Source organism: Alphaproteobacteria bacterium (assembly GCA_019695395.1).
In the GTDB taxonomy this organism is placed as follows: Bacteria; Pseudomonadota; Alphaproteobacteria; order JAEUKQ01; family JAIBAD01; genus JAIBAD01.
Genome location: JAIBAD010000028.1, coordinates 1 through 23200 on the forward strand (window position 1 = coordinate 1; position 23200 = coordinate 23200).

Genomic DNA, 23200 nt, shown 5'->3' on the forward strand with positions numbered 1-23200 from the left:
TGGATTAAGTGTTAAGAGTGTTGCCGAAACTGTTATGCGAGAAATTATTGGCAGCAGTACCTTTGAACTTTCTCGTACGCAAGGTAGAGGAGAAATTCAATCAACTGCCCGTGATATGATCCAATCTATCCTTGATACTTACCAAACTGGTATTTTTATAACCAATTTACAAATGCAAAAAGTTGACCCACCCCAACCTGTGTTAGCAGCATTTCGTGACGTGCAAGCAGCCAGAGCTGATAAAGAACGTACAGTTAATGAAGCCCAAGCCTATTATAATCAAATAACTCAAAGGGCTGAGGGGAAAGTACAGCAAAAAATTAAAGAAGCTGAAGCTTATAAAGAAGAAAAAATTTCTCTTGCTAATGGTGAAGCCCAACGATTTATTGCAATTTATGATCAATATGCTATGGCAAAAAATATTACAACACGCCGTATATATCTTGAATCCATGGAAAAAATTATGAAAGATATGAACAAAGTATTAGTTGGCTCTAATACCAATAACCCTTTGCCTTATTTATCAGTGAATGAACTTTTAAAACCAATGCAAAAAAGCACGGTTGTGGTTTCTCCTTATCCTTCCCCTAATAATGAAGGTGCTAATCCATGATAAGCTCTTTTAAACGTTTTGTTCTTATAACCCTTGGTCTTGGTTTATTGAGTATATATTTAAGCGCTTTTATTGTTAATCAATACGAACAAGCGTTAGTTCTAGAATTAGGTAAACCTATAAGAATTGCAGAAGCTGGTCTACATTTTAAAATCCCGCTCGTTCAAGATGTTGTTTACCTTGATAAAAGAATTTTAAATTTAGATGCTTTACCCAATGAAGCGCCTACCTTAGATCAAAAGCAAGTTATTGTTGAATCTTTTGCTAAATATAAAATTATTGATCCATTGAAATTTTTTCAAACAATGCAAAATGCTGATCGTGCCCAGCAACGATTAGGACCTATTGTGAATGCAAATATTCGTAATACCTTGAGCGGTATTGAAATGGATACCATTTTAACTGGTAATCGGGCCGAATTAATGAGCAAGATTATTAAAGAAGTAAATGAAGAGGTTCAAAATTTTGGTATCAAAGTTGTTGATGTTCGTATCAAAAGATTTGATTTACCCGAAGAAAACAGCCAAGCTATTTTCCGCAGAATGCAAACACAACGGGAACAAGAAGCAAGACGTTTTCGTGCTGAGGGTGAAAAAGAAGCTGTCACATTACGCGCGGAGGCCGATAAACAAGAAGTTGTTATGGTAGCTGATGCTATAAAGCAAGCAACTATTCTTAAAGGTCAAGGTGATGCTAAAGCTACATCCATATATAATGAAGCATATAGTCGGGATCCTGTTTTTTTTGATTTTTTCCGATCTATGCAAGCTTTAACCGAAGCTTTACCTCATGAAACAACCAGCTATATAGGATCAGCTGACGGTGATTTTTTTCGTTATTTTTTAAAACAATCAGGTGTTTTATCTTCACCAAAATAATAATTTTATGAAAAAATTTTATTCATTTCGGACTTTAATAATTTATTTTATTCTAGCTAGATCTCTTTTTTTAAGTGGTTGTTTTTTATGGGTTCAAATTCTATTTTTATCTTCCAGCTTTGCCCAACCTGTAACAGAATTTGCAGATTTATCTGAAAAATTATTACCTAGTGTCGTTAATATTTCTACAACACAACATACCCAAAAAAATGATGAAAATGATCTAAGCAATCCCAACGATTTTCTTAAAGATCTTTTCAATAATAACAATCAAAATGAAGCAGAAAAACAAGTAAATGCCTTAGGTTCTGGATTTATTATTGATCCTGAAGGTTATATTGTAACCAATAATCATGTTATTGCCGAAGCTGAAAAAATTACCATACGGCTTTATGATAATCGCTTAATACCAGCTAAAATAATAGGTATTGATGAAAAAACGGATTTGGCTCTTTTAAAAATTGATACAGATACCCCTCTTCCTTTTGTATCTTGGGGAAATTCTGATCAAGCACGTATTGGAAGTTGGATTTTAGCTATTGGTAATCCTTTTGGATTGGGTGGGTCTGTAACAACCGGTATCATTTCTGCCAGACAACGTGATATTGATAGTGGTCCTTATGACGACTACATTCAAACTGATGCTGCTATTAATCGTGGTAATTCAGGTGGCCCAATGTTTAATATGCAGGGGGAAGTAATAGGTATTAATACGGCTATCGTATCACCTTCTGGTGGAAGCGTTGGTATAGGATTTGCTATTCCTTCATTACTTGCCCAAAATATTATTAATCAATTAAAAAAATATGGCCAAGTTCAACGTGGTTGGTTAGGTGCTAATGTCCAACCTTTAACCCAAGAGTTGGCTAAAGAATTAAAGTTTAACAAAAATACTGGCGTTTTTATTTCTAAAATTTTTGACAATGGACCTGCATCAGAAGGTGGATTAGAAGAAGGTGATATTATTTTAAAATTTAACAATAATCCAATTAATGAAACGAGAGAATTATCACGCTATATAGCAGATGCACCTATTAATCAAAAAAGTAATTTTCTTATTTGGCGCAACGGACAGGAAAAAAATCTTGTTGTCGTTATTAAAGAATTGATCGAAACAAAAGAAACAGCTAGCAAAATTAACACAACACTCTCTAATATATTAGAGACACCCATTGATATATTAGGCATATCAATTGCTGAGCTTAATAGTGACTTAAGAAAGCGTTATAATATTAACGATCAATTATCTGGTATTCTGATCAGCAAAATAAAAGATAAAAGTGAAGCCCAAGAAAAAGGTTTACTAGCTGGTGATGTGATTTTAGAAATTAACCAAAAACCTGTCACCAAAGTTACAGATGTTTCAACCCAAATTGATGAAGCAAAAAATAATAGCTATAAAGTCATTACTTTATTAATTGTACGTCAAGGTGATTATAGATGGGTTGCCTTTAAATTATAAAATCATGTATTCGTTATCTTTGAGCGAATTTATGATTTTAATTTATAGATTAATTTATGCCAATAACGTCTGATAGAAAATCCCCCGCTAATACTGTCATTATTATTACAGGACCCACGGCAAGTGGTAAAACTAAACTAGCTTTTGACATTGCCCAAAATCTTAATGGTCTTATTATTAATGCAGATAGTTTACAAATCTATAAAGATTTAAAGGTTTTAACAGCAAGACCTGATCTGACAATGACTAATCAGATTCCCCATAAACTTTATGGAATAATTGCCTATCCAGAAATTTGTTCAGCAGGCCAATGGTGCGAAAAAGCTTTGAACACAATTGATAAGGCATTTCAACAAAAATTCCAACCTATTCTCGTGGGAGGAACAGGATTTTATATTAAAGCATTAATTGAAGGGCTTGCCCCTATTCCTAAAATTCCCCACCATATTCAAGAAAGCATTTTAGAAAACTATCAGCAATTTGGGCTTAATCATCTTTATCATGAACTTCAAACTCTTGATCCTGAAGCCTCATATCAAATTCATGCAAATGATTCTTACCGAATTATGAGAGCTTTGATGGTGATAAAAGCAACCAATCAATCAATTTTGACATGGCATTCCTATAAGAATTCATCTTTAAAATATTCTTTTAAAATTTTTTGTCTTCTCCCTGAAAGGGCAGTTTTATATAAATTTTCAGAACAACGGCTACGTTTTATGATTGAAAATGGTGGCCTAGAAGAAGCTAAAGCGATAGATAATCTTAACATCAATTATGAGCATCCTCTTATGAAAACCTTAGGCTTAAAAGAACTCATCACTTATTTACACCATTCTATATCATTTGAAGATGCTATTCTAAAAGCATCACAAAGAACGAGAAATTATATTAAACGGCAATATACATGGTTCAGGCATCAACTTAAAAATGCTTTCTTTTTAGAAAGAGATATTAAAGATCGAAGCTATTTTAATATGCTTCAAAGAGATTTTTTTAAAAATTTTTGAACTAGGCACTTATTCCAGGTTCAATAAGAATATTAAGGCGAAGAAACTCCAAAAGTTTATTTGCCATTTATTCATTCTCTATATTATAAACAATAAATTAAACTCTGGATTAAAAAGAATTATTTTAATAATATACGTATTTTTAATGTTCATAAAGGATTAAATAGTCTAATCTTCCATTCACCAATGACAATAAATTAGATGTGAGTAAACATGTTTTCTAAGTTGTTAAGTTTATTATCTGCCGATCTAGCCATCGACCTTGGTACTGCCAACACACTAGTCTATGTAAAAGGACGCGGTATAGTCCTTAATGAACCTTCTGTTGTTGCGGTTACAGAACATCGCGGACGAAGACATGTTTTAGCTGTGGGTGATGAAGCAAAAATGATGTTAGGTCGAACACCTGGAAATATTTTAGCTATTCGTCCTTTACGTGATGGTGTTATTGCTGATTTCGAAGTCGCCGAAGAAATGATTAAACATTTTATCCGGAAAGTCCATAACAGTAGAGCTTTTGCCAATCCCCAAGTTATTGTTTGCGTTCCCTCAGGCTCAACCGCTGTTGAAAAGCGTGCCATTCAAGATTCAGCAGAAAGTGCTGGTGCCAGAAAAGTTTGGCTTATTGAAGAACCTATGGCAGCAGCTATTGGTGCAGGATTACCCGTAACAGAACCTACGGGATCTATGGTGGTTGATATTGGTGGGGGCACAACTGAGGTTGCTGTTTTATCGATGGGTGGTATTTTTTCATCCCGCTCGGCTAGGGTTGGTGGGGATAAAATGGATGAAGCAATTACTTCATACATTCGCCGTCATCACAATTTACTTATTGGGGAAACAACGGCTGAACGGATTAAAAAACAAATCGGCTCTGCCTGTCTTCCCGAAGATGGTGATGGGCGTGTCATGCCAATTAGGGGACGTGATTTAATGAATGGTGTCCCAAGAGAAATGGTTATCTCAGAACGTCAAATTGCAGAAAGTTTGGCAGAACCTGTTGCTGCTATTATTGAAGCCGTTAAAACGATTTTAGAAAATACTGCACCTGAACTTTCATCAGATATCGTCGATCGGGGTATTATTATGACAGGTGGGGGTGCTCTTTTAGCTAATTTAGACTTTGTATTACGCCATTCAACTGGGTTACCTGTTTCAATTGCCGATGATCCTTTATCATGCGTTGCATTAGGCACAGGTCGCTGCCTTGAAGATATGGTGAACTTCCGTTCTGTACTTATTAATATGTATTAAAATACCACCGCCAACTTTGATGCAGTGAGATTAATTTGGCTCAAGACATAATAGCACCAAAAAGAAAAATACGACGCTTAAGGGGCAGTTATATTTCCCCTTTTACGCAAGTTATTCAGCGTTTTATTTTTGCTTTTATGGTTATTGCATCTATCATTCTCATGCTTCTTGGTAAAAATGATAACATTTTAATCGAACGGATGAAAATATCCGTTGATGCAACACTTGCCCCTGTTTTTACTGTACTTCTTTACCCTATAAGAACTATTGAAGATTTTGTTTTGACCATTCAAGAAATTGGCAATTTACGTCAAGAAGTTACAAGACTGCGCGCCGAACAAGCCCAATTATTACAATGGCAAGCTGTGGCAAGACAGCTCGAAGCAGAAAATACATCTCTTAGAAATTTAACACATATGCCTGCTGAACCTGCTATTTCTTTTGCGACAGGTCGGGTCATTGGAAATTATACAGGATCTTTTTCCCATAATGTGTTGGTAAATATTGGTGAACAACAAAATATTAGCAAAGGTCAAATTGCGCTCACAGGTGATGGTCTAGCAGGGCGCGTCTTAGAGGTCAGTAGCCACACATCCAGGGTTGTCTTGATTACAGATTCAAGTTCAAGAATCCCTGTAATTAATGAACGCACAAGAGAAAAAGCTATTTTGGTGGGTGATAATTCGGATTTGCCTAAAATTATTTATATACAACCCGATAGTTTTCCTCAAATTGGGGACAGGATTGTAACCTCAGGAGACGGAGGGGTTTTTCTTCCCGGTATGCAAATAGGTATTGTCACACAGCTTGTGGGTTCTGGGGCCCTTGTTCAGCCTTTTGTGGATTTAGATCGATTAGAATATTTAAGACTTATTCGTTACAATATACCTGGTTTGAATGAACTTCCTCCTCAAAAAAACTCAACACCGTAATAATGTCCCTATTTCAAAATCATATTTTTCATAAAAATATTGAACGTTTTATTGGGTCAACGACACCTATCTTATTAGGTTTTTTATTTTTAATTCTTGGCGCACTTCCTTTAAAATCTGTTGCTCTTCCTAATCTTGGGGCAGTTTTTTTAACTATTAATATTTTTTTCTGGTCAACCCATCAACCCAATTCATTAAAACCTTTTGGTATATTTTTACTAGGAATTTTAGCAGATATTTTGGGCTATGCCCCCATTGGGGTTGGTGCTTTGGGATTATTGCTTCTTTATTTTTTAATTGAAATTAAACGACGAATTTTTATTGGATCGGATTTTTTAGTCGACTGGATTAGCTTTGCTATTATGAGCAGTTTGGTAAATATTTTAAATTGGGGACTTGTTTCTTTATTAAATAAACATATGTTAAGCTTTTCTTCTCCTCTAATTTATTATATGATTGGTGTGGTTTTATATCCCATTATTGTTTTCTTTTTAGAAAAGTTAAAAAATTATTTAAATATTGAACATTAAATAACATATGATTTTACAAGACCAAAATAGAGTTAAAATTTTTTCCAGACGTACATCGTTATTACTCGGTGGAAAAGCTTTGCTACTCTCATTTTTAGCTGGACGTATGTATTATCTTCAAGTTATTCAAGCTAAAAGATTTGAATTAATTGCAGACGAAAATCGCATTGATATTCAACCGCTTGTCCCTATGAGAGGCAAAATTTTAGATCGTTTTGGTATACCTCTTGCTAATAATGAACAAAGTTTTCACCTTTATGTTGTCGATAATAAAGATGGGAATGTTGAAAATCTACTTGATAGTATAAAAAATATTGTTGTTTTGACACCAACTGAACGTGACCGTATCAAAAATATTATTGGCAATCAAAGAAAAGGTTTTGCCCCAGTTTTAGTGAAAGAAAATCTTGATTGGGAACAAGTTGCAAAAATTGAGGTTAATTCATTTGATCTTCCCGCCTTTCGTATTGAAACAGGTCAAATACGTAAATATTTTTATGGGGGTGCAACAGCACATATTTTGGGATATGTGGGTCCTGTCTCTAAGGAAGAAAAAGAACGCGATACCGATCCCTTGGTTTCTATCCCAGATTTTCGTATTGGTAAAAGCGGTCTTGAAAAACAGCTTGACCCCCAACTTAGAGGTAGTGCGGGTAAAAGTGAACGCGAAATAAATGCCCATGGCCGTGTCATTAGAGAATTATCTAGGGAAGAAGGTCAAACAGGTCATGATGTTATTGTAACTTTGGATGCTAAATTACAAGAATATACCCAACAACGTTTAGCGGCCGAAGAAAGTGCATCAGCTGTCGTTTTAGATGTGCACACAGGTGATATTCTTGCGCTTGGTTCTACCCCAACTTTTGATCCAATCACCTTTAGCAAAGGTATTTCATCAAAAGAATGGAAAGAGCTTTATAGCAATATGTACAGGCCTTTAATTAATAAAGCTATTGCTGGACAATATGCCCCTGGATCAACATTCAAAATAATTGTGGCTATGGCTGCAATGGAAATGGGAATTAGTTCAAATAAAACTGTATTTTGCGGGGGGCAAACATCTATGGGGCGCGTTCTTTTTCATTGTTGGAAAAGAGGTGGACATGGCACTCTCAATATGGTCGGAGGATTGATGAATTCCTGTGACCTATATTTTTATGAGATGGCTAAACAAATTGGTATTGATGCGATTGCGGCAACAGCAAGAAAATTTGGGTTAGGATCAAAACTTGGAATTGAACTTCCCGGTGAAAAATCTGGACTTATTCCCGATCGTGCTTGGAAAAAATCTGTCCTTAAAGAAGCATGGCAACCTGGTGAAAATTTAGTTGCAGGTATTGGACAAGGTTTTATTACAACAACACCCTTACAATTAGCTATTATGACAGCACGCATGTGTAATGGTGGATATGCCATTAAACCAAATATTATTCGCCGTAATACAGTGGCTGAAGATCCACGTAATCTAACCCCAGCACTAAAAATGGACATCAATCCAAATTTCACAAAAGTCGTGCTTGAAGGTATGAACCAAGTAACCAATGTCCAAGGTGGTACAGCATACCGTTCAAGAATAACTATTCCTGGCATGGAAATGGCAGGCAAAACAGGAACGGCTCAAGTTCGACGTATTACCATGACAGAACGTGCGGCGGGTGTTACTAAAAACGAGGATTTACCTTGGGAAAGACGTGATCATGCCCTTTTCATAGGATATGCACCAGTTCACAACCCACAATATGCAGCAGCTATTGTGGTTGAACATGGCGGTGGTGGTTCCGCAATTGCTGCCCCAATTTGCCGTGATATATTAATTGAAGCCCAAACCCGCGACTCTATCCACGGGTTAGCTGTGAAAAGTTCATAAGATATGCCTGTTATCCCCTCTTTAACTGTTAATGCTACCCCCCAAGGTATTCGTGAAAAATTACGAAATTTACATTGGGGATTAATTTTTACAATTATTGCTATCACTAGTATTGGTATTGTGATGCTTTACTCAGCAAGCGGGGGTTCTTTTGAACCATGGGCAAATAAACAGATTATACGTTTTGGTATTGGTTTATTAATTATGCTTGGCATTGCTTTAATTGATTTGCGGCTTCTTTTAAAACATGCCTATAGTTTCTATATTCTTGCCCTTATTCTATTGGTTGCTGTCCTATTTATTGGGGAAGAAGCCAAAGGCGCACGACGTTGGATTGATATTGGATCTTTTCAATTGCAACCTTCTGAAATTATGAAAATTGCTTTAATCCTCGCACTCGCAAAATATTTTCATGGATATAATTTTGATAATATGAATAGACCTATCCGTCTTATTATTACATTAATTTTACCAGGTATTTTAATATTAATTCCAACCTTTCTTATAGAAAAACAACCTGATATGGGAACAGCAGGAATGCTCGCTTTAAGCGGTGTATTTTTATTATTTGCAGTTGGTATTCCCATGTGGATTTTTATTTCAGCAGGTGCTGTTGGGCTTATTTTAATAACAATATTTTGGAATGTCTTATTTCATGGGTATCAAAAAGATCGTATTTTAACATTTCTTGACCCTGAAAGTAATCCATTAGGTACAGGATATCACATCATTCAGTCAAAAATTGCTATTGGGTCTGGAGGGTTATTTGGTAAGGGTTATCTTCAAGGAACACAAAGCCATCTTGATTTTTTACCTGAACGGCATACAGATTTTATTTTCACCATGCTCGCCGAAGAATTTGGATTAATTGGTGGAGTAACAGTTATTGTATTGTTTGGTGCATTAATTTTTATTGGTCATCATATAGCAACACAGTGCCGAAACCATTTTGGACGCGTTTTATGTATGGGATTAACAGTTAATATTTTCTTATATGTCTTTATTAATACAGCCATGGTTATGGGATTAATTCCTGTTGTCGGTGTGCCTTTACCCTTAGTATCTTATGGTGGTACAGCGATGATGACTGTACTTGTAGGATTTGGATTAATGTTATCGGTTTATATTCATCGTAATACCCCTATTGGACGCCGTGGATCCAATAATGATGAATTATAATAAAGACTGAATATTTTCAACCCCAGCAGGATCCTGGTGAATAGTTATATCGGCTGACGGATATTTTTCTAATAATTTTGCTTCTACCTGATCCGTAATAAGATGCGCAGTTAATAAAGATATATTGCCATCTAATTCCAAATGAAATTGAATAAAAATAATTTGTCCTGCTGTACGGGTTTTCAAATCATGAACATTACGTACCGAAGCATGTTCATAAATTATTTTTAAAATTTTTTCCCGCTCTGCATCTGGTAATTCACGATCCATTAACATATCAAAGGCTTTTTTACTAATAAACCAAGATGTACCCAAAATGTAAAAAGCTATAGCTGCTCCAAAGATAGGATCTATAGAAGGAAATTGCCATAATTGAGTTAGGAGTAAAGCTACAATAACACTACCATTACTTAATAAATCTCCTAAATAATGGATAGAATCAACACTAATGGCTAGCGATTTTGTTTTTTGAATTATATATCTTTGGTAAACAACTAGTCCCCCTGTCACCACAATAGACACAATCATCACCGCAACACCTATGGGCACATTATCTAATTGTCGCGGATAAATAAATCGTCGTCCCACTTCTATAAAAAGAAATAAAGCAGATCCTGCAATAAAAGCTGATTGGGCAAGAGCTGCCATAGCTTCTAATTTTCCATGACCAAAACGATGTTCATGATCCGCTGGTGCAACAGCATGACGAATAGCAAAAAAATTAATCAATGATGCTGCTATATCTAATAAAGAATCCACAAGAGATGCAAAAATACTAACAGAATCCGTTATCAAAAATGCACCAATTTTAATAACAATTAATGAAGCTGCCGCAAAAATAGAAGCATAAGCAGCTCGGGTTAAAAGTAGTTGATACTCCAAAGAATTGACAGAACTAGCCATTTGATAACTATAAGATAATGACAATTAGGGATAAAGATAATGATGTGACCATTGATTTTCTTCTTTAATAAAAACTACTCTTTTATGAAGTCGAAAAGGTTGATTTTGCCAAAATTCAATACGATGAGGAATGATCCTATATCCTGACCAAAACTCTGGTCGCGGAATTAAACCATCCCCAAATTTTTCTTTAAAACTCTCTACTTTTTTTATTAAATCTGAATAATCAAACATAGAGTGTGATTGATGTGATGCCCAAGCCCCTATTTGACTTTCCCGTGGACGTGTAGCAAAATAATGATCAGCTTCATCCCCACTTACATTCCTTGCTTGCCCTTCAATTCTAATTGATCGCACTAATGATTTCCAATGAAAACACAAAGCAACCTTATCATTATGTTTTATTTCCTCGGCTTTTCTACTATGCAGATTGGTATAAAACACAAATCCTTGATCAGAAAAATCTTTTAATAAAACTATCCGCAATGATGGATAACCTTGGTCAGATACCGTTGCCAAGGACATAGCATTTGGATCATTAATTTCTTTTTGGCAGGCTAAATCATACCATTCTTGAAATAATTGAAATGGGTTATCAATTTGATTATTCAAATTTGAAGAATCTGACATAATTTTTATAATCGTTTATTTTTTTTCTAAAAACAATATGATAAAATTAAATTATCAATTCTTAAAAATATATATAGATAAATTATTTATTCATCTATAATAGAGATATGAATTCCTGCTAAATTTGATATACAATGTATACGAGAAAGGTAATCAGATGTATAACAATCAAATTAAATTTATCCTAATTACGGCGCTATCTTTATCTTTGACATCCTGTACAAATAGTAATTCGTCTGGTGGTCGTACATCGGGTACATCAGGATGGGGCACTAAAGAAACCGTTGGAACAATTGGTGGCGCTGCCCTTGGTGGTTGGGCTGGATCAGAAATTGGAAAAAGAGGCAGTACCGGAAATCTTGCAGCCACTGCAGGTTTAGCCCTTGTTGGTGCATGGTTAGGTAATGAAATTGGGTCATCCCTAGACCGTGCTGACCAACTTGAAGCTCAACGCAGTGCAGCTTCTGCCCTTGAATATAACAGGGATGGCCAAGGATCAAGTTGGTCCAATCCCAATACAAATCACAATGGGTCAACCACCCCTACACGTACCTATCAACAAAATAACGGAACATGGTGTCGCGATTATGAAACAACTGTAACCATTGATGGACGCCCTCAAAAAGCTACCGGTACTGCATGCCGACAAGCAAATGGTACATGGCGTGTTGTTAATAGTTAAATTAAAAGCAACAATATTAATTTAAAGAATTAATATTTTTGAGAAAACAAAATCCCCTCAATTTGAGGGGATTTTGTTTATAAATAAAATTTTGTTTTAACAGTTTTTTGAACTTAATTTTCCTATGTGACGAAATATGATAGTTTTTATTAAAAGACTTACCTTAATGTATATTTTTTAAATAAGTATATACCTATTAAAAATAATATATTATTTTTTACTTGACATAAACTAAAAAATATGATAGGAATTTACCTATAATAATCCTATTTGAAGTTTTTATTAACTATTTTTATAAGGATATACTTATGTCATTAAATTATAATCCTGACCTAGCTTTAAAATATTGTCTTAGAATTATCCAAGGTGAAAATCTTCGTACCCTTTGTGATGACGATGGGAATCCTATATCCTTTGATCAATTAGCATGTTGGCTTTTGAAAGAAAAAGAGTTTTATGACATGTACAAAAAGGCTCGCGCACTCCAGGCTGATTTATTAGTAGATGATATGCTAGATCTTGTCAAAAAGGTGAAAGATTCAAATCTTCATGATGAAAATACATCTTTAAAACCTTCACAAAAACTAACCTATACAAAAATGGTTCTTTCAACCTACAAATGGGCAGCTAGTAAATTTAATCCAGAAAAATTTGGATCAATTAAAAAACAACCTAAAATTTCAACATTCATACCACCAGATTTAATACCAACTCTAGACCATCAGAATGCATTAGATCAAAATGACAAAAATTCTTTCATCTATTCTATTTTTGATCCACATCATCCTTACCATACAGAAACTGCGTAGTATGAAATTTATAAAACTTTACAGGAAATATACATGACTAAAGAAAAAATTGGAAAGCAACGCATCCAAGATATTTTGGGGGATAGATCCACAAAAATTATTGAACATTTTGAATCTATATCCCCAGATTTTGCAAAATATATTGTTGATTTTGTTTACGGAGACCTATATGCACGTAAAAATTTTTCTGATAAAAACCGTGAATTAGCCGCAGTTGCTTGTATGATCGGACGAGGTCAAACAGGATTACCAATCAAAGCCCACCTTAAGGGAATGTTAAATGTAGGATGGACAAAAGATGAGATCATTGAATTAATTATATTCTTATCAGCCTATGCAGGTTTTCCAAGTACTGTTGAAGTTTTGGGAACATTGAAAGAAGTTTTAGCCCAAAATTAAATTTTAGCGTTTTCGAACCAACGTTAATCCATCACCCAGGGGCAAAAGGCTTAAATCAACACGTTTATCTTGGTGAATAAGATTATTCAATTCACGTATAATCATTGTATCTTTATCATTGACAGATGGATCCGCAACTAACCCACCCCATAAAACATTATCAATTGCCATTAAACCACCTGGTCTTAGTAATGAAAGGCCACGTTCATAATAATTGATATAATTAGCTTTATCTGCATCAATAAAAATAAAATCAACTTTGTTTGGCATACCTTCTTTTAAAAATTGATCCAGAGAAGAAAGTGCAGGTCCAATTTTCAAATCAATTTTTTTTAAAAGACCAGCCTTTTGCCAATAACGTTTAGCCATATTTGTATATTCTTCACTAATATCACAAGCGATTAATTTTCCATCACTTGGAAGAGAAAGGCACATACATGTTGAACTATATCCTGTAAAAGTACCAATCTCGATAATTAAACGGGGGGCGATTATTTGAATAAGTAATTTAATAAATTGCCCCTGTTCGGGTGATATCTGCATCATGGCTGAGGGCAATTTTGCTGTTTCAATTCTAAGTTCTTGAAGAACAGGTTCTTCTCTTAAGCCATGTTTCAAGATATATTGATATACATTTTCAGTTAAAGAAATCGTTTTCGTTGACATAAGATAAAACCTTTATGTTATACTAAGGGCATAATATAAAAATATTTTAGAAGTTTTCATTAAAATACAAGACAAAAAAGATTTTTTTATTTTACCTCTAGAATGCTTGGTTAAAGCACTCTATATAATACTGTAATATATAAACTAAATTATTGAGGAGAGAACATTATGCTAACTATCGGGGATAAATTTCCCAATTTTAATTTAAAAGCTGTTATTTCAACTGATCCTAAAAAAGCTTTTACCGATATTTCCGAAAAATCAGATAATGGTAAATGGAAAATTGTTTTTTTCTGGCCTCTTGATTTTACCTTTGTTTGCCCAACAGAAATTGCAGCTTTTGGTAAATTAAACAGCAAATTTAAAGAACGTGATGCTGTTGTTTATGGGGTCAGTATTGATAGCGAATATGTTCATCTTGCTTGGCGTCAAAATCACCAAGATTTAAAAGATCTTCCTTTTCCTATGTTAGCTGATGTTAAACGTGAACTTTGCCAGCAACTTGGTATTTTACATAAAGAAGGTGGCGTTGCTTTAAGAGCTACATTTATTTTGGATCCAGATCATATTATTCGTTTTGTATCTGTTAATGATTTAAGTGTGGGTCGTAATCCTGATGAAGTTTTACGTGTTCTTGATGCCTTACAAACTGATGAACTTTGCCCATGTAATTGGGAAAAAGGCCAACCTGTTCTTAAAACAGCCTAATATTTATTATTTTAAACAAGGACATTAAATTTATAATTAATGTCCTTGCTTCTCTTGGGAATATATCATGACATCAATTGAAGAATTAAAAGAGCTTTTACCAGATTATGCGAAAGATATACGTCTTAATCTTTCAAATCTAGCTGATGATACAACCCTGACCGATCAACAAAAAGCTGGGACTTTTATTGCTTGCGCTTTGGCGTCTAGAAATTCTCAAACAATTGAAATGATTTTTAAAATTTTTTCATCATTTCTATCAGAAACGGCTCTTGAAGCTGTTAAAGCCGCAGCAACAATTATGTCTATGAATAATATTTATTATAGATTTGTTCATCTTGTTTCATCACCCGATTATAAAACATTACCAGCAAGATTAAGAATGAATGTATTGGCAAAACCAAATGTTGAAAAGACAGATTTTGAATTATGGTCTTTAGCCGTATCAGCTATTAATGGATGTGGTATGTGTATGGATTCACATGAAAATGTTTTACGTACATCAGGTATTGCACCTGAAGCTATACAAAACTGCATTCGAATAGCTGCTGTTATTCATGCTGTTGCTAATGTTCTTGAAAGTGAAGCCATTCTTAAAAACGAAAGTTAATAAGAAGACGTGATTTTACCTGATTTATTACCACAAATTATTGATCTTGCCTGTCATGCAGGTGATATCATAATGACTTATTATAATAAAGATTTTGTTGTGGTTGAAGAAAAACCCGATACAAGTCCCGTCACCCCAGCGGATAAAGAAGCTGATGAATTTATTTTGTCAGGATTACGAAAATTAACACCTGATATCCCAGCTATATCTGAAGAAATATTTGATCATCTTTCATCCCCCTATTTAGAAAAAAATGATCGTCAATTTTGGCTTATAGATCCCCTAGATGGCACTAGGCAATTTATCAAAAAAAATCCAGAATTTACTGTTAATATTGCGCTTATACGTGATCATAAACCCATTTTTGGGGTCATTCATGTCCCATGTAATAATACCACATTTTGGGGGGGTGAAAATTTGGGGGCATGGCGTTCCAATAATGGAATCAAAAATGCTATAGCTGCCCGAACACCTGACAAAGCAGGTTTAACTATAGTCACCAGTAGATCTAATAAGATGCCCGAGCATGCAAAATCTTTTTTAGAGAAATATACAATTCTGGAGCGAAATCCCGTATCAAGTTCATTAAAATTTTGTTTGTTGGCCGAAGGAAAAGCAGATTTATATCCACGCTTTGGACATACAATGGAATGGGATACAGCAGCAGGACAAGCTATTTTGGAAGCAGCAGGTGGGAGTGTGCGTCAAGTTAACAACCAGCCATTAATGTATGGTAAAAATGGCTTTATTAATCCATTTTTTGTAGCATGGGGACATAATCAAAAAATACTATGACGAATATACATAAAATTTATCCCCCTAATTGGAGCACCCTTTATCAATCTGTGAATTTATTAAATCAAGGCGAACTTGTTGCTTTTCCAACAGAAACAGTTTATGGCCTTGGTGCTGATGCAACAAATGAACAGGCTGTGTCAAAAATCTTTGCCATAAAAAACCGGCCCCATTTTAATCCCTTAATTACCCATGTTGCCGAAGTTGATCAAGCGCGTGATCTTGCTGTATTTAATGATCAGGCCCTTGAGCTTGCCAGATATTTTTGGCCTGGACCATTAACCTTGGTTTTAAATCGTCAAAAAAATTGTTCTATTTCTTCACTTGCCTGTGCAGGGCTTGATACCATTGCTATTCGTATTCCAAGAAACCCTACTGCTCAAAATTTATTGATTGCTTTTGATAAACCCATTGTTGCCCCAAGTGCAAATCTTTCAGGTAAAGTTAGCCCCACGACAGCAGCCCATGTTAGTCAAGCGCTTTCCAACAAAATTGATATTATCATTGATGGGGGCAACTGCGAAGTTGGTATTGAATCAACTATTATAAATTTAACCCAGGATATTCCTGTGTTATTAAGACCAGGTGCTATTACATTGGAACAATTAAAATCCCACATTAATATTTTAGAAAATGCATCTAAAGATATACGTGCCCCTGGTATGCTATCCCAACATTATGCCCCTGATCTTCCCCTTAGACTTAATGTTACAGAAGTTTACGACAATGAAGCATTATTGGCTTTTGGTTCCCCTATTCCTTGTAAAACCAATGTCATAAAAAATTTAAGTCTCGATGGCAATCTTGAAGAAGCAGCCATAAATTTATTTTCTATGTTAAGAGATTTAGATCAATCTGATAAAGTAACCTCTATTGCCGTTATGCCTATTCCAGAAAATGGTTTAGGAATGGCAATTAACGATAGATTACGTAGAGCTGCAGCCAGATCATAATTCCCAATAATCTAGCAAATAAGATTGGTATTTGACCAAACCCTATTTTTCTGTATAGCTAGATAAAATAATTAATTATATTAGATAACAAGAGGCAAAAATGGTCGAAGCAAAAGGGCTTATGGCTGGTAAGCGCGGACTTATTATGGGGGTTGCTAATGATAAATCCATTGCATGGGGTATTGCCCAAGCCACAGCTAAAGAAGGGGCAGATTTAGCCTTCACATACCAAGGGGAAATTTTGCAAAAACGTGTTACACCTTTGGCTGAAAGTGTGAAATCCAAACTTATTTTACCATGCGATGTAACCGATGATCAAAGCATTGAAAATGTTTTTAATATTTTGGAAAAAGAATGGGATAATTTGGATTTTGTTGTCCATGCGATTGCCTTTTCTGATAAAGAAGAATTAAAAGGCAAATATGTCCATACATCACGTAAAAATTTCTTACAAACGCTTGATGTATCATGTTTTTCTTTTACCACAATATGTAAAAAAGCAACCAAGCTTATGCCTCATGGCGGAAGTTTATTAACACTTTCCTATTATGGCGCTGAAAAAGTAATGCCCCATTATAATGTCATGGGGGTTGCTAAAGCAGCCTTAGAGACAAGTGTCAAATATTTAGCTGCGGATTTAGGTGATCAAAATATTAGGGTCAATGCAATTTCAGCGGGGCCTATTAAAACATTAGCAGCATCTGGCATTGGTGATTTTCGGTATATTTTAAAATGGAATGAGCTTAACGCACCTCTTCATAAAAATGTTACATTAGAGCAAGTTGGGAATTCTGGTCTTTATTTATTAAGCGATCTATCGAATGGCGTTACAGGTGAAATTCACCATGTTGATTGTGGGTATCACGTGGTTGGGATGGTCAGAACAGAATCTGCCCAAGAAGTTTCAGAATTACTTCAAGGATTTAATCCAAAATCTTCATAAGACATATAATTATAATGTCCTTTAATCAATTTGGTCGTCTTTTTCGTTTTACAAGTTGGGGTGAAAGCCATGGTCCAGCCATTGGGTGCGTCATAGATGGATGTCCATCTAAAATATCCTTAAACGAAAGTGATATTCAATATTGGTTAGATCAACGCAAACCAGGGCAATCACGTTTTACATCCCAACGCCAAGAAGAAGATAAAGTAGAAATACTTTCAGGTGTCTTTGATGGGCATACCACAGGCACACCCATTAGTCTTTTAATTAAAAACAAAGATCAAAAACCCAAAGACTATGATTATTTAAAAGACCAATTTCGTCCTGGTCATGCGGATTATACCTATCATGTAAAATATGGACTACGTGACCATCGTGGCGGAGGACGCAGTTCAGCCAGGGAAACAGCATGCCGTGTTGCCGCAGGTGCAGTTGCTCGAAAAATTATCCACCATATTTTAGGTCACGATATTATTATCCAAGGGGCATTAATCCAAATTGGTGTGCATTCAATTAATCGTGCTAATTGGAATTGGAATGAAATTAATCAAAATCCTTTTTGGTGCCCTGATTCAACGATGGTTGAAATTTGGGCAAAGTATTTGGATGCTATACGTAAGGAAGGATCGTCTATTGGGGCGATGGTTGAAATTACTGCACGCCAAGTTCCAGCTGGCCTTGGGTGCCCCATTTATGGAAAGCTGGATGCAGATCTTGCAACAGCTTTTATGGGAATTAATGCTGTTAAAGGTATTGAAATTGGGGATGGTTTTTCATGTGTAACATCGAAGGGTGAAGAATATATTGATGAAATATCTTATGATCATCCACACATAAAATTTTTATCCAATCATGCAGGTGGTATTCTGGGGGGCATTTCAACAGGCCAAGATATTATTGTGCGCTTTGCGCTTAAACCAACCAGTTCTATTTTAAAACATATTCATAGTATTAATCAAAACAATGAAAATATAACTCTCACAAATAAAGGAAGACATGACCCATGTCTTGGAATTCGGGCTGTTCCTGTTGGCGAAGCTATGATAGCTATCGTGTTAGCAGATCATTTACTCCTTCATTTAGGGCAAAATGGAAAAATTACCAAATCAGGAATTTAATATTTATTTTTAGAAAAAATCGCAACAAGTTCTAAATGATGCGACCACAAAAATTGATCAATCGGATGTATTTCTTGAAGTATGTATCCACCTTCCCTTAAAATTTCAGCATCCCGGACAAAAGTTGCAGGGTTACATGAAACACCAATAATCAAAGGGATATTAGATTTAGCTAAGGTTATAGCCTGTTTTAAAGCCCCTGCCCTTGGCGGATTAAAAATAGCACAATCAAATTCTTTTAATTCATTTCCAGTTAAAGGTTCAAGAAATAGATCCCTTTGACGAAATGAAAGTTTATTTTGTAAATTATAATGCTTGATAGCATGTAAAGCAGCCTCGACAGAATTTTTTTCTCCTTCATAGGCATGAACTGTTAATTTTTTATTCGATAAGGCAAAACTAAAAGGACCACATCCTGCAAATAAATCTAATATCTTTTTTGATTTGCCTATTCCATTAAAAATTATTTCTATAATTTTCTTTTCACCAAATTTTGTTGGTTGTAAAAAAATATTTGGCATAAAAGGTATATGAATTGGATCAAATATTATTTCTGGTTTCTGGGTTTGAATAATAAGATCAAATATTTTTTTTGACGCCCCATAACATAGGCGAATAATATTATGAGCAAGTGCAAAATCCATAAGCAAAGAGCGACTTGATAAATCAAGAGGTATATGTGTTTCTATAAATAAATCCAATCCTGTATCTGTGACTGTACAGTCAATTCTTGCTTTAAAATTAGATTGGGGAATATGTTTAATAAGTGTACGTAAAGGTTCAAATAAATCTGTAATATTTGGATGTAAAACAAAACAAGCTTGTAAATCGGTTAATTTATGACTAGCCAAATCATGAAATCCCAATTTAGTTTCTGTATTATTTTTAAAAATTTTTAATTGCGCACGGCGCCTTTGTTTTTGTGGAACGCGAGATAAAGGTAAAATATTTGTTTTAAATGAATATTTATCCAATATTGATTTAAGCGTATTCATTTTCCATTGTTGATACAAATTTTGATGCATGTGTTGGGCCGTACATCCCCCACACTCCATAAAATGTTGGCAAACGGGACGTATACGTTCCGTAGAAATTTTATTTATATTAATATCATATCCCCGAAACTGTCCTTTCTCTTGGTCTATAAGCGATGCTTCAACTATTTCTCCAGGCAAAGTATAAGGTAAAAAAACTGTTTGTTCCCTCCAATGGCTTATTCCATCTCCTTTTACTCCTAAATCTGAAATGACTAATTGATGACGTATTTGATCTTTTTTTGGGTCAAAAGATGATTGTGATTTTTGTTTTGATTTGTTAACCATAAAGCTTGTTTCGATAAAAGTTATTTTTTATGATCGATCATAATTGATCTTTGTAATTTAAGGAACCATATGTATGAAATCTTTTTTTAAATTTCTTGTTAAAAGTTTTTTCTTTTTATGTGCCACCGTTGGATTTTTTGTCCTACTTATTATAGGGGCGGCAATTTTTTATGCATCCTCTGAAATTGATTATTTTATTAATACGGAAATAAAAAGCGAGACCACCTTATCTGATCATATGTTGCTCGAACTTAATCTTAACAATGGCATAACAGAAAAAAGTACAGATTACGGTTTTACATGGGATGAAGAAGCTTTAGATATCAAATTAATTGCACCCACTTTAAACATGGCTGCAAAAGATTCCAACATAGGTGGATTAATTATACATATTGGTCAATTAGATATGGGTCTTGCTGAAATCCAAGAAATTCGTGATGCTGTGCTTGAATTTCGCAAAAGTGGTAAACCTACTGTTGCCTTTACAGAAAGTTTTGGCGAAGAAAGTAATGGCACTTTCCAATATTATTTGGCATCTGCTTTTGAAACCATTTTCATGCAACCTTCAGGCACCGTTGAATTAATGGGATTACGACTTGAATCACCTTATGCCAAAAATCTTTTAGATAAATTAGGCATCGAAGCCCAAATGGCTAGACGGGAAAATTATAAAGGTGCGGTTGAAATGTTTACCCAAACGTCTATGAGCAAATCTGTCCAAAGCAATATGCAAAATCTAACAGATTCTATTCTTCACCAAATTGCAGAAGATATTGCCAAAGAACGTGGGTTTAATTTAGAAACTACAATAAAATATATTGATGATAGTCCTTATTTAGGCCTAGAAGCGGTCAAACTAAAATTAATTGATCATTTGTATTATTTTGATGAGGCATTAGCCAAAACAAAGGAAATGACGTCATCACCTGAAGCTGAATGGGAAATAATTACCATAAAAGACTATAGCAAAAATCTTCCAGATCCGTCAGATGATGCACCTTCGGTTGCTGTAATATATGGATTAGGTGAAATCGTTTTGGATAATAACACGGATAGTCCATTTAATGGTCATTCCATGTCATCTGGTACCATTGTGAACGCATTTCAAGAAGCTATCGAAGATGAAAGCATTAAAGCAATTATTTTTCGTGTCGATAGCCCTGGCGGATCATATACAGCATCCGATACTATTTGGCGCCAAATTAAATTAGCCGAAGATCAAGGTAAACCTGTGATTGTATCCATGGGTAATTTTGCTGCATCAGGTGGTTATTTTATTTCTGCCCCTGCGTCCTTAATTGTGGCTTCCCCATTTACAATTACTGGGTCAATTGGGATTTATGGAGGAAAATTTGTCACAAAAAATTTATGGGATAAATTAGGTATTAATTGGGACAGCATTCAAAGTGGAAAGAATGCTCATATTAATAGCACTAACCTTGGCTATGATAAAACAGGATGGGATAAATTACAAAATAGCCTTGATGCATTTTATAATGATTTTTTAGAAAAGGTTGCAGAAGGGCGTGATTTACCTATAGACCAAGTACGTCAAATTGCAGGAGGACGCGTGTGGACAGGAATAGATGCAAAAGAAAATGGCCTTGTTGATGAACTTGGGGGATTTACTAAAGCCTTGAATGTAACCAAACAAGAATTAGAATTATCAGAAGAAGACGAAATTCAACTCGTTGAATTTCCTAAAACAGATCCTTTTGATAGTTTTCTATCACTTCTTAAAGAGAATATAAGTCTTGAGCACATACAATGGTTAAAAAGTTTACAATTTTTAGATAAAATTTTAAGTATATTAGATACGAATGCAACAAATTCTAAATTACTTATGCATCCTATAACTATTAAAAATACCCCAAATTAAGCTTAAACAAATTAATACATTTTTAACAATTAAGCTATTTATCCCCTTTAGAAATAAAGGGGATTTTTATTTTTTATGAGAAATCCTTGAAAAAATAATAGGATAATGAAAAAAATAAATTTTCAATTTTTTTTCCAAAATATTGTATGGCTTTAACCATAAATTAATAAATATGGGATATGGTAATAAACATAATAAATAAACAAATGATAAAAACTAATAACGGAAAAATAGAAATAGGAGAATAATCATGAATAATAGTAAAAAACTAGCTTTAAGCACAATATTAGCAGCCGGCCTTTTATCGATGGGTTCATTATCTGCAGAAATTTTATATTGCGAAAAAGGTTTTGACCAATCGGCCGGCCGCTGTGCTGAAGATGTATTAGGTAATGCTACTTTAAATGGTATGAATAAAAGCTTAAATAATCTAAATCTAAATACATTATCCAGTAACCAAGCTATGGCCAGTTTTGTTGACACCATTGTATATAGAGATATTTTCACATCAAAAAGAACAACTGTAAATTTACCTGTTACTATCCGTGCATATAATGATGGGAGCGGTAAGATTGAATTTTATAAAGTAGATACAGGTAAAACAACAACAGGAAATGCTTATGGATCCTTTACGATGGATAGCGACAGAGGTAAAGCTTTAATTGATTATGCTAAAAAATATGGCACACCTTCTGGAGATACACTAGGTGGTAATGGCGAAGTAATTGCTAAAAGCTATATTATTGATAATGGTATTGATGGAAGAATGTATATCAATATTCCTGTTAATGGTAGCACCATGAATGTATCTTTTGAATTTAATGGTTCTATACCAGCTCTTGATAAATTATTGACTTTATTAGATAACCCATCTGGTTTAAATGGTGGCATGGCAGGATTACCAGGACAAAGCCCTGCTCCAAAATTAGAAAAACCAGAAGTTGCTGGGCCTGCCCCATCTCCATCGGCACCAGCTCCAAGTGGACCAGCTCCAGTATTTAGCCCAGCACAACCAGCTGTTGCTGAAGCTGCCCCAGCTCCTGTTGCGGCACCTGCTT

Annotated in this window: 24 protein-coding genes; 20 read left to right on the forward strand and 4 right to left on the reverse strand. The window is 34.7% G+C overall.

Annotated elements, in window-relative coordinates:
• The 9 genes from hflK to rodA form a co-directional block, all read left to right on the forward strand.
• On the forward strand, positions 1-613 hold a 613-nt coding region (hflK, locus tag K1X44_06005; protein ID MBX7146843.1), incomplete at its 5' end, for an FtsH protease activity modulator HflK.
• On the forward strand, positions 610-1491 hold the full coding sequence (locus K1X44_06010) for a protease modulator HflC (GenBank protein MBX7146844.1): 882 nt from the start codon (positions 610-612) through the stop codon (positions 1489-1491). The genes hflK and K1X44_06010, both read left to right, overlap by 4 nt.
• 7 nt (positions 1492-1498) lie before the next feature.
• Complete coding sequence (locus K1X44_06015) at positions 1499-2953, forward strand: DegQ family serine endoprotease (protein ID MBX7146845.1); 1455 nt, start codon at positions 1499-1501, stop codon at positions 2951-2953.
• Between the two features lie 56 nt (positions 2954-3009).
• Positions 3010-3963 (forward strand): tRNA (adenosine(37)-N6)-dimethylallyltransferase MiaA, encoded by a 954-nt coding sequence (gene miaA / locus K1X44_06020; GenBank protein MBX7146846.1) that lies wholly within the window; start codon positions 3010-3012, stop codon positions 3961-3963.
• Positions 3964-4176: 213 nt separating this feature from the next.
• The gene (locus tag K1X44_06025) at positions 4177-5217 is read left to right on the forward strand and encodes a rod shape-determining protein (GenBank protein ID MBX7146847.1); all 1041 of its coding nucleotides are present in this window, start codon (positions 4177-4179) and stop codon (positions 5215-5217) included.
• A 35-nt stretch (positions 5218-5252) separates the two neighbouring features.
• Positions 5253-6149: a rod shape-determining protein MreC gene (gene mreC / locus K1X44_06030; GenBank protein MBX7146848.1), complete on the forward strand. Its 897-nt coding sequence runs from the start codon at positions 5253-5255 to the stop codon at positions 6147-6149.
• 2 nt (positions 6150-6151) lie between these two features.
• Positions 6152-6679 (forward strand): rod shape-determining protein MreD, encoded by a 528-nt coding sequence (mreD, locus tag K1X44_06035; GenBank protein ID MBX7146849.1) that lies wholly within the window; start codon positions 6152-6154, stop codon positions 6677-6679.
• 7 nt (positions 6680-6686) lie between these two features.
• Positions 6687-8546: a penicillin-binding protein 2 gene (mrdA, locus tag K1X44_06040; protein MBX7146850.1), complete on the forward strand. Its 1860-nt coding sequence runs from the start codon at positions 6687-6689 to the stop codon at positions 8544-8546.
• 3 nt (positions 8547-8549) lie between these two features.
• The gene (rodA, locus tag K1X44_06045) at positions 8550-9725 is read left to right on the forward strand and encodes a rod shape-determining protein RodA (GenBank protein ID MBX7146851.1); all 1176 of its coding nucleotides are present in this window, start codon (positions 8550-8552) and stop codon (positions 9723-9725) included.
• Here rodA and K1X44_06050 read toward each other — a convergent pair.
• Positions 9720-10628, reverse strand: coding sequence for a cation diffusion facilitator family transporter (locus K1X44_06050; protein ID MBX7146852.1), 909 nt, complete (start codon positions 10626-10628; stop codon positions 9720-9722). The two genes, rodA and K1X44_06050, sit on opposite strands and share 6 nt — an antisense overlap.
• A 24-nt stretch (positions 10629-10652) precedes the next feature.
• On the reverse strand, positions 10653-11258 hold the full coding sequence (pdxH, locus tag K1X44_06055; protein ID MBX7146853.1) for a pyridoxamine 5'-phosphate oxidase: 606 nt from the start codon (positions 11256-11258) through the stop codon (positions 10653-10655).
• Positions 11259-11415: 157 nt separating this feature from the next.
• Here pdxH and K1X44_06060 point away from each other — a divergent pair, with 157 nt between their 5' ends.
• The 3 genes from K1X44_06060 to K1X44_06070 all read left to right on the forward strand — a co-directional run bounded on the left by K1X44_06060 (position 11416) and on the right by K1X44_06070 (position 13148).
• Entirely contained in the window at positions 11416-11940 is a 525-nt protein-coding gene (locus K1X44_06060; GenBank protein ID MBX7146854.1) for a hypothetical protein, read from the forward strand.
• A gap of 308 nt (positions 11941-12248) precedes the next feature.
• Positions 12249-12749, forward strand: a complete 501-nt coding sequence (locus K1X44_06065) for a hypothetical protein (protein MBX7146855.1) — start codon at positions 12249-12251, stop codon at positions 12747-12749.
• Positions 12750-12782: 33 nt separating this feature from the next.
• Entirely contained in the window at positions 12783-13148 is a 366-nt protein-coding gene (locus tag K1X44_06070) for a carboxymuconolactone decarboxylase family protein (GenBank protein ID MBX7146856.1), read from the forward strand.
• 3 nt (positions 13149-13151) lie between these two features.
• Here the strand turns inward: K1X44_06070 and K1X44_06075 are convergent, their stop codons facing one another.
• Complete coding sequence (locus tag K1X44_06075) at positions 13152-13814, reverse strand: class I SAM-dependent methyltransferase (protein ID MBX7146857.1); 663 nt, start codon at positions 13812-13814, stop codon at positions 13152-13154.
• Between the two features lie 168 nt (positions 13815-13982).
• Here K1X44_06075 and K1X44_06080 point away from each other — a divergent pair, with 168 nt between their 5' ends.
• From K1X44_06080 to aroC, 6 genes are all read left to right on the forward strand, one after another.
• The gene (locus K1X44_06080) at positions 13983-14522 is read left to right on the forward strand and encodes a peroxiredoxin (protein ID MBX7146858.1); all 540 of its coding nucleotides are present in this window, start codon (positions 13983-13985) and stop codon (positions 14520-14522) included.
• A 67-nt stretch (positions 14523-14589) separates the two neighbouring features.
• Positions 14590-15132, forward strand: a complete 543-nt coding sequence (locus K1X44_06085; protein MBX7146859.1) for a carboxymuconolactone decarboxylase family protein — start codon at positions 14590-14592, stop codon at positions 15130-15132.
• A 9-nt stretch (positions 15133-15141) separates the two neighbouring features.
• Entirely contained in the window at positions 15142-15927 is a 786-nt protein-coding gene (gene cysQ / locus K1X44_06090; GenBank protein ID MBX7146860.1) for a 3'(2'),5'-bisphosphate nucleotidase CysQ, read from the forward strand.
• On the forward strand, positions 15924-16880 hold the full coding sequence (locus tag K1X44_06095) for a threonylcarbamoyl-AMP synthase (GenBank protein MBX7146861.1): 957 nt from the start codon (positions 15924-15926) through the stop codon (positions 16878-16880). Before cysQ ends, K1X44_06095 begins: the two co-directional genes overlap by 4 nt.
• A gap of 100 nt (positions 16881-16980) precedes the next feature.
• Positions 16981-17823, forward strand: a complete 843-nt coding sequence (gene fabI / locus K1X44_06100; GenBank protein ID MBX7146862.1) for an enoyl-ACP reductase FabI — start codon at positions 16981-16983, stop codon at positions 17821-17823.
• A gap of 14 nt (positions 17824-17837) precedes the next feature.
• Positions 17838-18941, forward strand: a complete 1104-nt coding sequence (aroC, locus tag K1X44_06105) for a chorismate synthase (protein MBX7146863.1) — start codon at positions 17838-17840, stop codon at positions 18939-18941.
• On the opposite strand, the gene K1X44_06110 is transcribed toward aroC, so the two are convergent.
• A complete protein-coding gene (locus K1X44_06110) occupies positions 18938-20263 on the reverse strand; it encodes a methyltransferase (protein ID MBX7146864.1) in 1326 nt (441 codons plus the stop codon). The genes aroC and K1X44_06110 overlap by 4 nt on opposite strands.
• 73 nt (positions 20264-20336) lie before the next feature.
• On the opposite strand from K1X44_06110, the gene sppA reads away from it, so the two are divergent.
• Complete coding sequence (sppA, locus tag K1X44_06115) at positions 20337-22142, forward strand: signal peptide peptidase SppA (protein MBX7146865.1); 1806 nt, start codon at positions 20337-20339, stop codon at positions 22140-22142.
• Between the two features lie 250 nt (positions 22143-22392).
• A partial coding sequence (locus K1X44_06120) for a hypothetical protein (protein ID MBX7146866.1) occupies positions 22393-23200 on the forward strand: 808 nt, incomplete at its 3' end.

Bases quoted from the DNA above. Each gene is read 5' to 3' on its own strand.
- K1X44_06010 (MBX7146844.1), top strand. From the start codon at position 610: ATGATAAGCTCTTTTAAACGTTTTGTTCTTATAACCCTTGGTCTTGGT.
- K1X44_06015 (MBX7146845.1), top strand. From the start codon at position 1,499: ATGAAAAAATTTTATTCATTTCGGACTTTAATAATTTATTTTATTCTA.
- miaA (MBX7146846.1), top strand. From the start codon at position 3,010: ATGCCAATAACGTCTGATAGAAAATCCCCCGCTAATACTGTCATTATT.
- K1X44_06025 (MBX7146847.1), top strand. From the start codon at position 4,177: ATGTTTTCTAAGTTGTTAAGTTTATTATCTGCCGATCTAGCCATCGAC.
- mreD (MBX7146849.1), top strand. From the start codon at position 6,152: ATGTCCCTATTTCAAAATCATATTTTTCATAAAAATATTGAACGTTTT.
- mrdA (MBX7146850.1), top strand. From the start codon at position 6,687: ATGATTTTACAAGACCAAAATAGAGTTAAAATTTTTTCCAGACGTACA.
- rodA (MBX7146851.1), top strand. From the start codon at position 8,550: ATGCCTGTTATCCCCTCTTTAACTGTTAATGCTACCCCCCAAGGTATT.
- K1X44_06050 (MBX7146852.1), bottom strand. From the start codon at position 10,628: ATGGCTAGTTCTGTCAATTCTTTGGAGTATCAACTACTTTTAACCCGA.
- pdxH (MBX7146853.1), bottom strand. From the start codon at position 11,258: ATGTCAGATTCTTCAAATTTGAATAATCAAATTGATAACCCATTTCAA.
- K1X44_06060 (MBX7146854.1), top strand. From the start codon at position 11,416: ATGTATAACAATCAAATTAAATTTATCCTAATTACGGCGCTATCTTTA.
- K1X44_06065 (MBX7146855.1), top strand. From the start codon at position 12,249: ATGTCATTAAATTATAATCCTGACCTAGCTTTAAAATATTGTCTTAGA.
- K1X44_06070 (MBX7146856.1), top strand. From the start codon at position 12,783: ATGACTAAAGAAAAAATTGGAAAGCAACGCATCCAAGATATTTTGGGG.
- K1X44_06075 (MBX7146857.1), bottom strand. From the start codon at position 13,814: ATGTCAACGAAAACGATTTCTTTAACTGAAAATGTATATCAATATATC.
- K1X44_06080 (MBX7146858.1), top strand. From the start codon at position 13,983: ATGCTAACTATCGGGGATAAATTTCCCAATTTTAATTTAAAAGCTGTT.
- K1X44_06085 (MBX7146859.1), top strand. From the start codon at position 14,590: ATGACATCAATTGAAGAATTAAAAGAGCTTTTACCAGATTATGCGAAA.
- K1X44_06095 (MBX7146861.1), top strand. From the start codon at position 15,924: ATGACGAATATACATAAAATTTATCCCCCTAATTGGAGCACCCTTTAT.
- fabI (MBX7146862.1), top strand. From the start codon at position 16,981: ATGGTCGAAGCAAAAGGGCTTATGGCTGGTAAGCGCGGACTTATTATG.
- aroC (MBX7146863.1), top strand. From the start codon at position 17,838: ATGTCCTTTAATCAATTTGGTCGTCTTTTTCGTTTTACAAGTTGGGGT.
- K1X44_06110 (MBX7146864.1), bottom strand. From the start codon at position 20,263: ATGGTTAACAAATCAAAACAAAAATCACAATCATCTTTTGACCCAAAA.
- sppA (MBX7146865.1), top strand. From the start codon at position 20,337: ATGAAATCTTTTTTTAAATTTCTTGTTAAAAGTTTTTTCTTTTTATGT.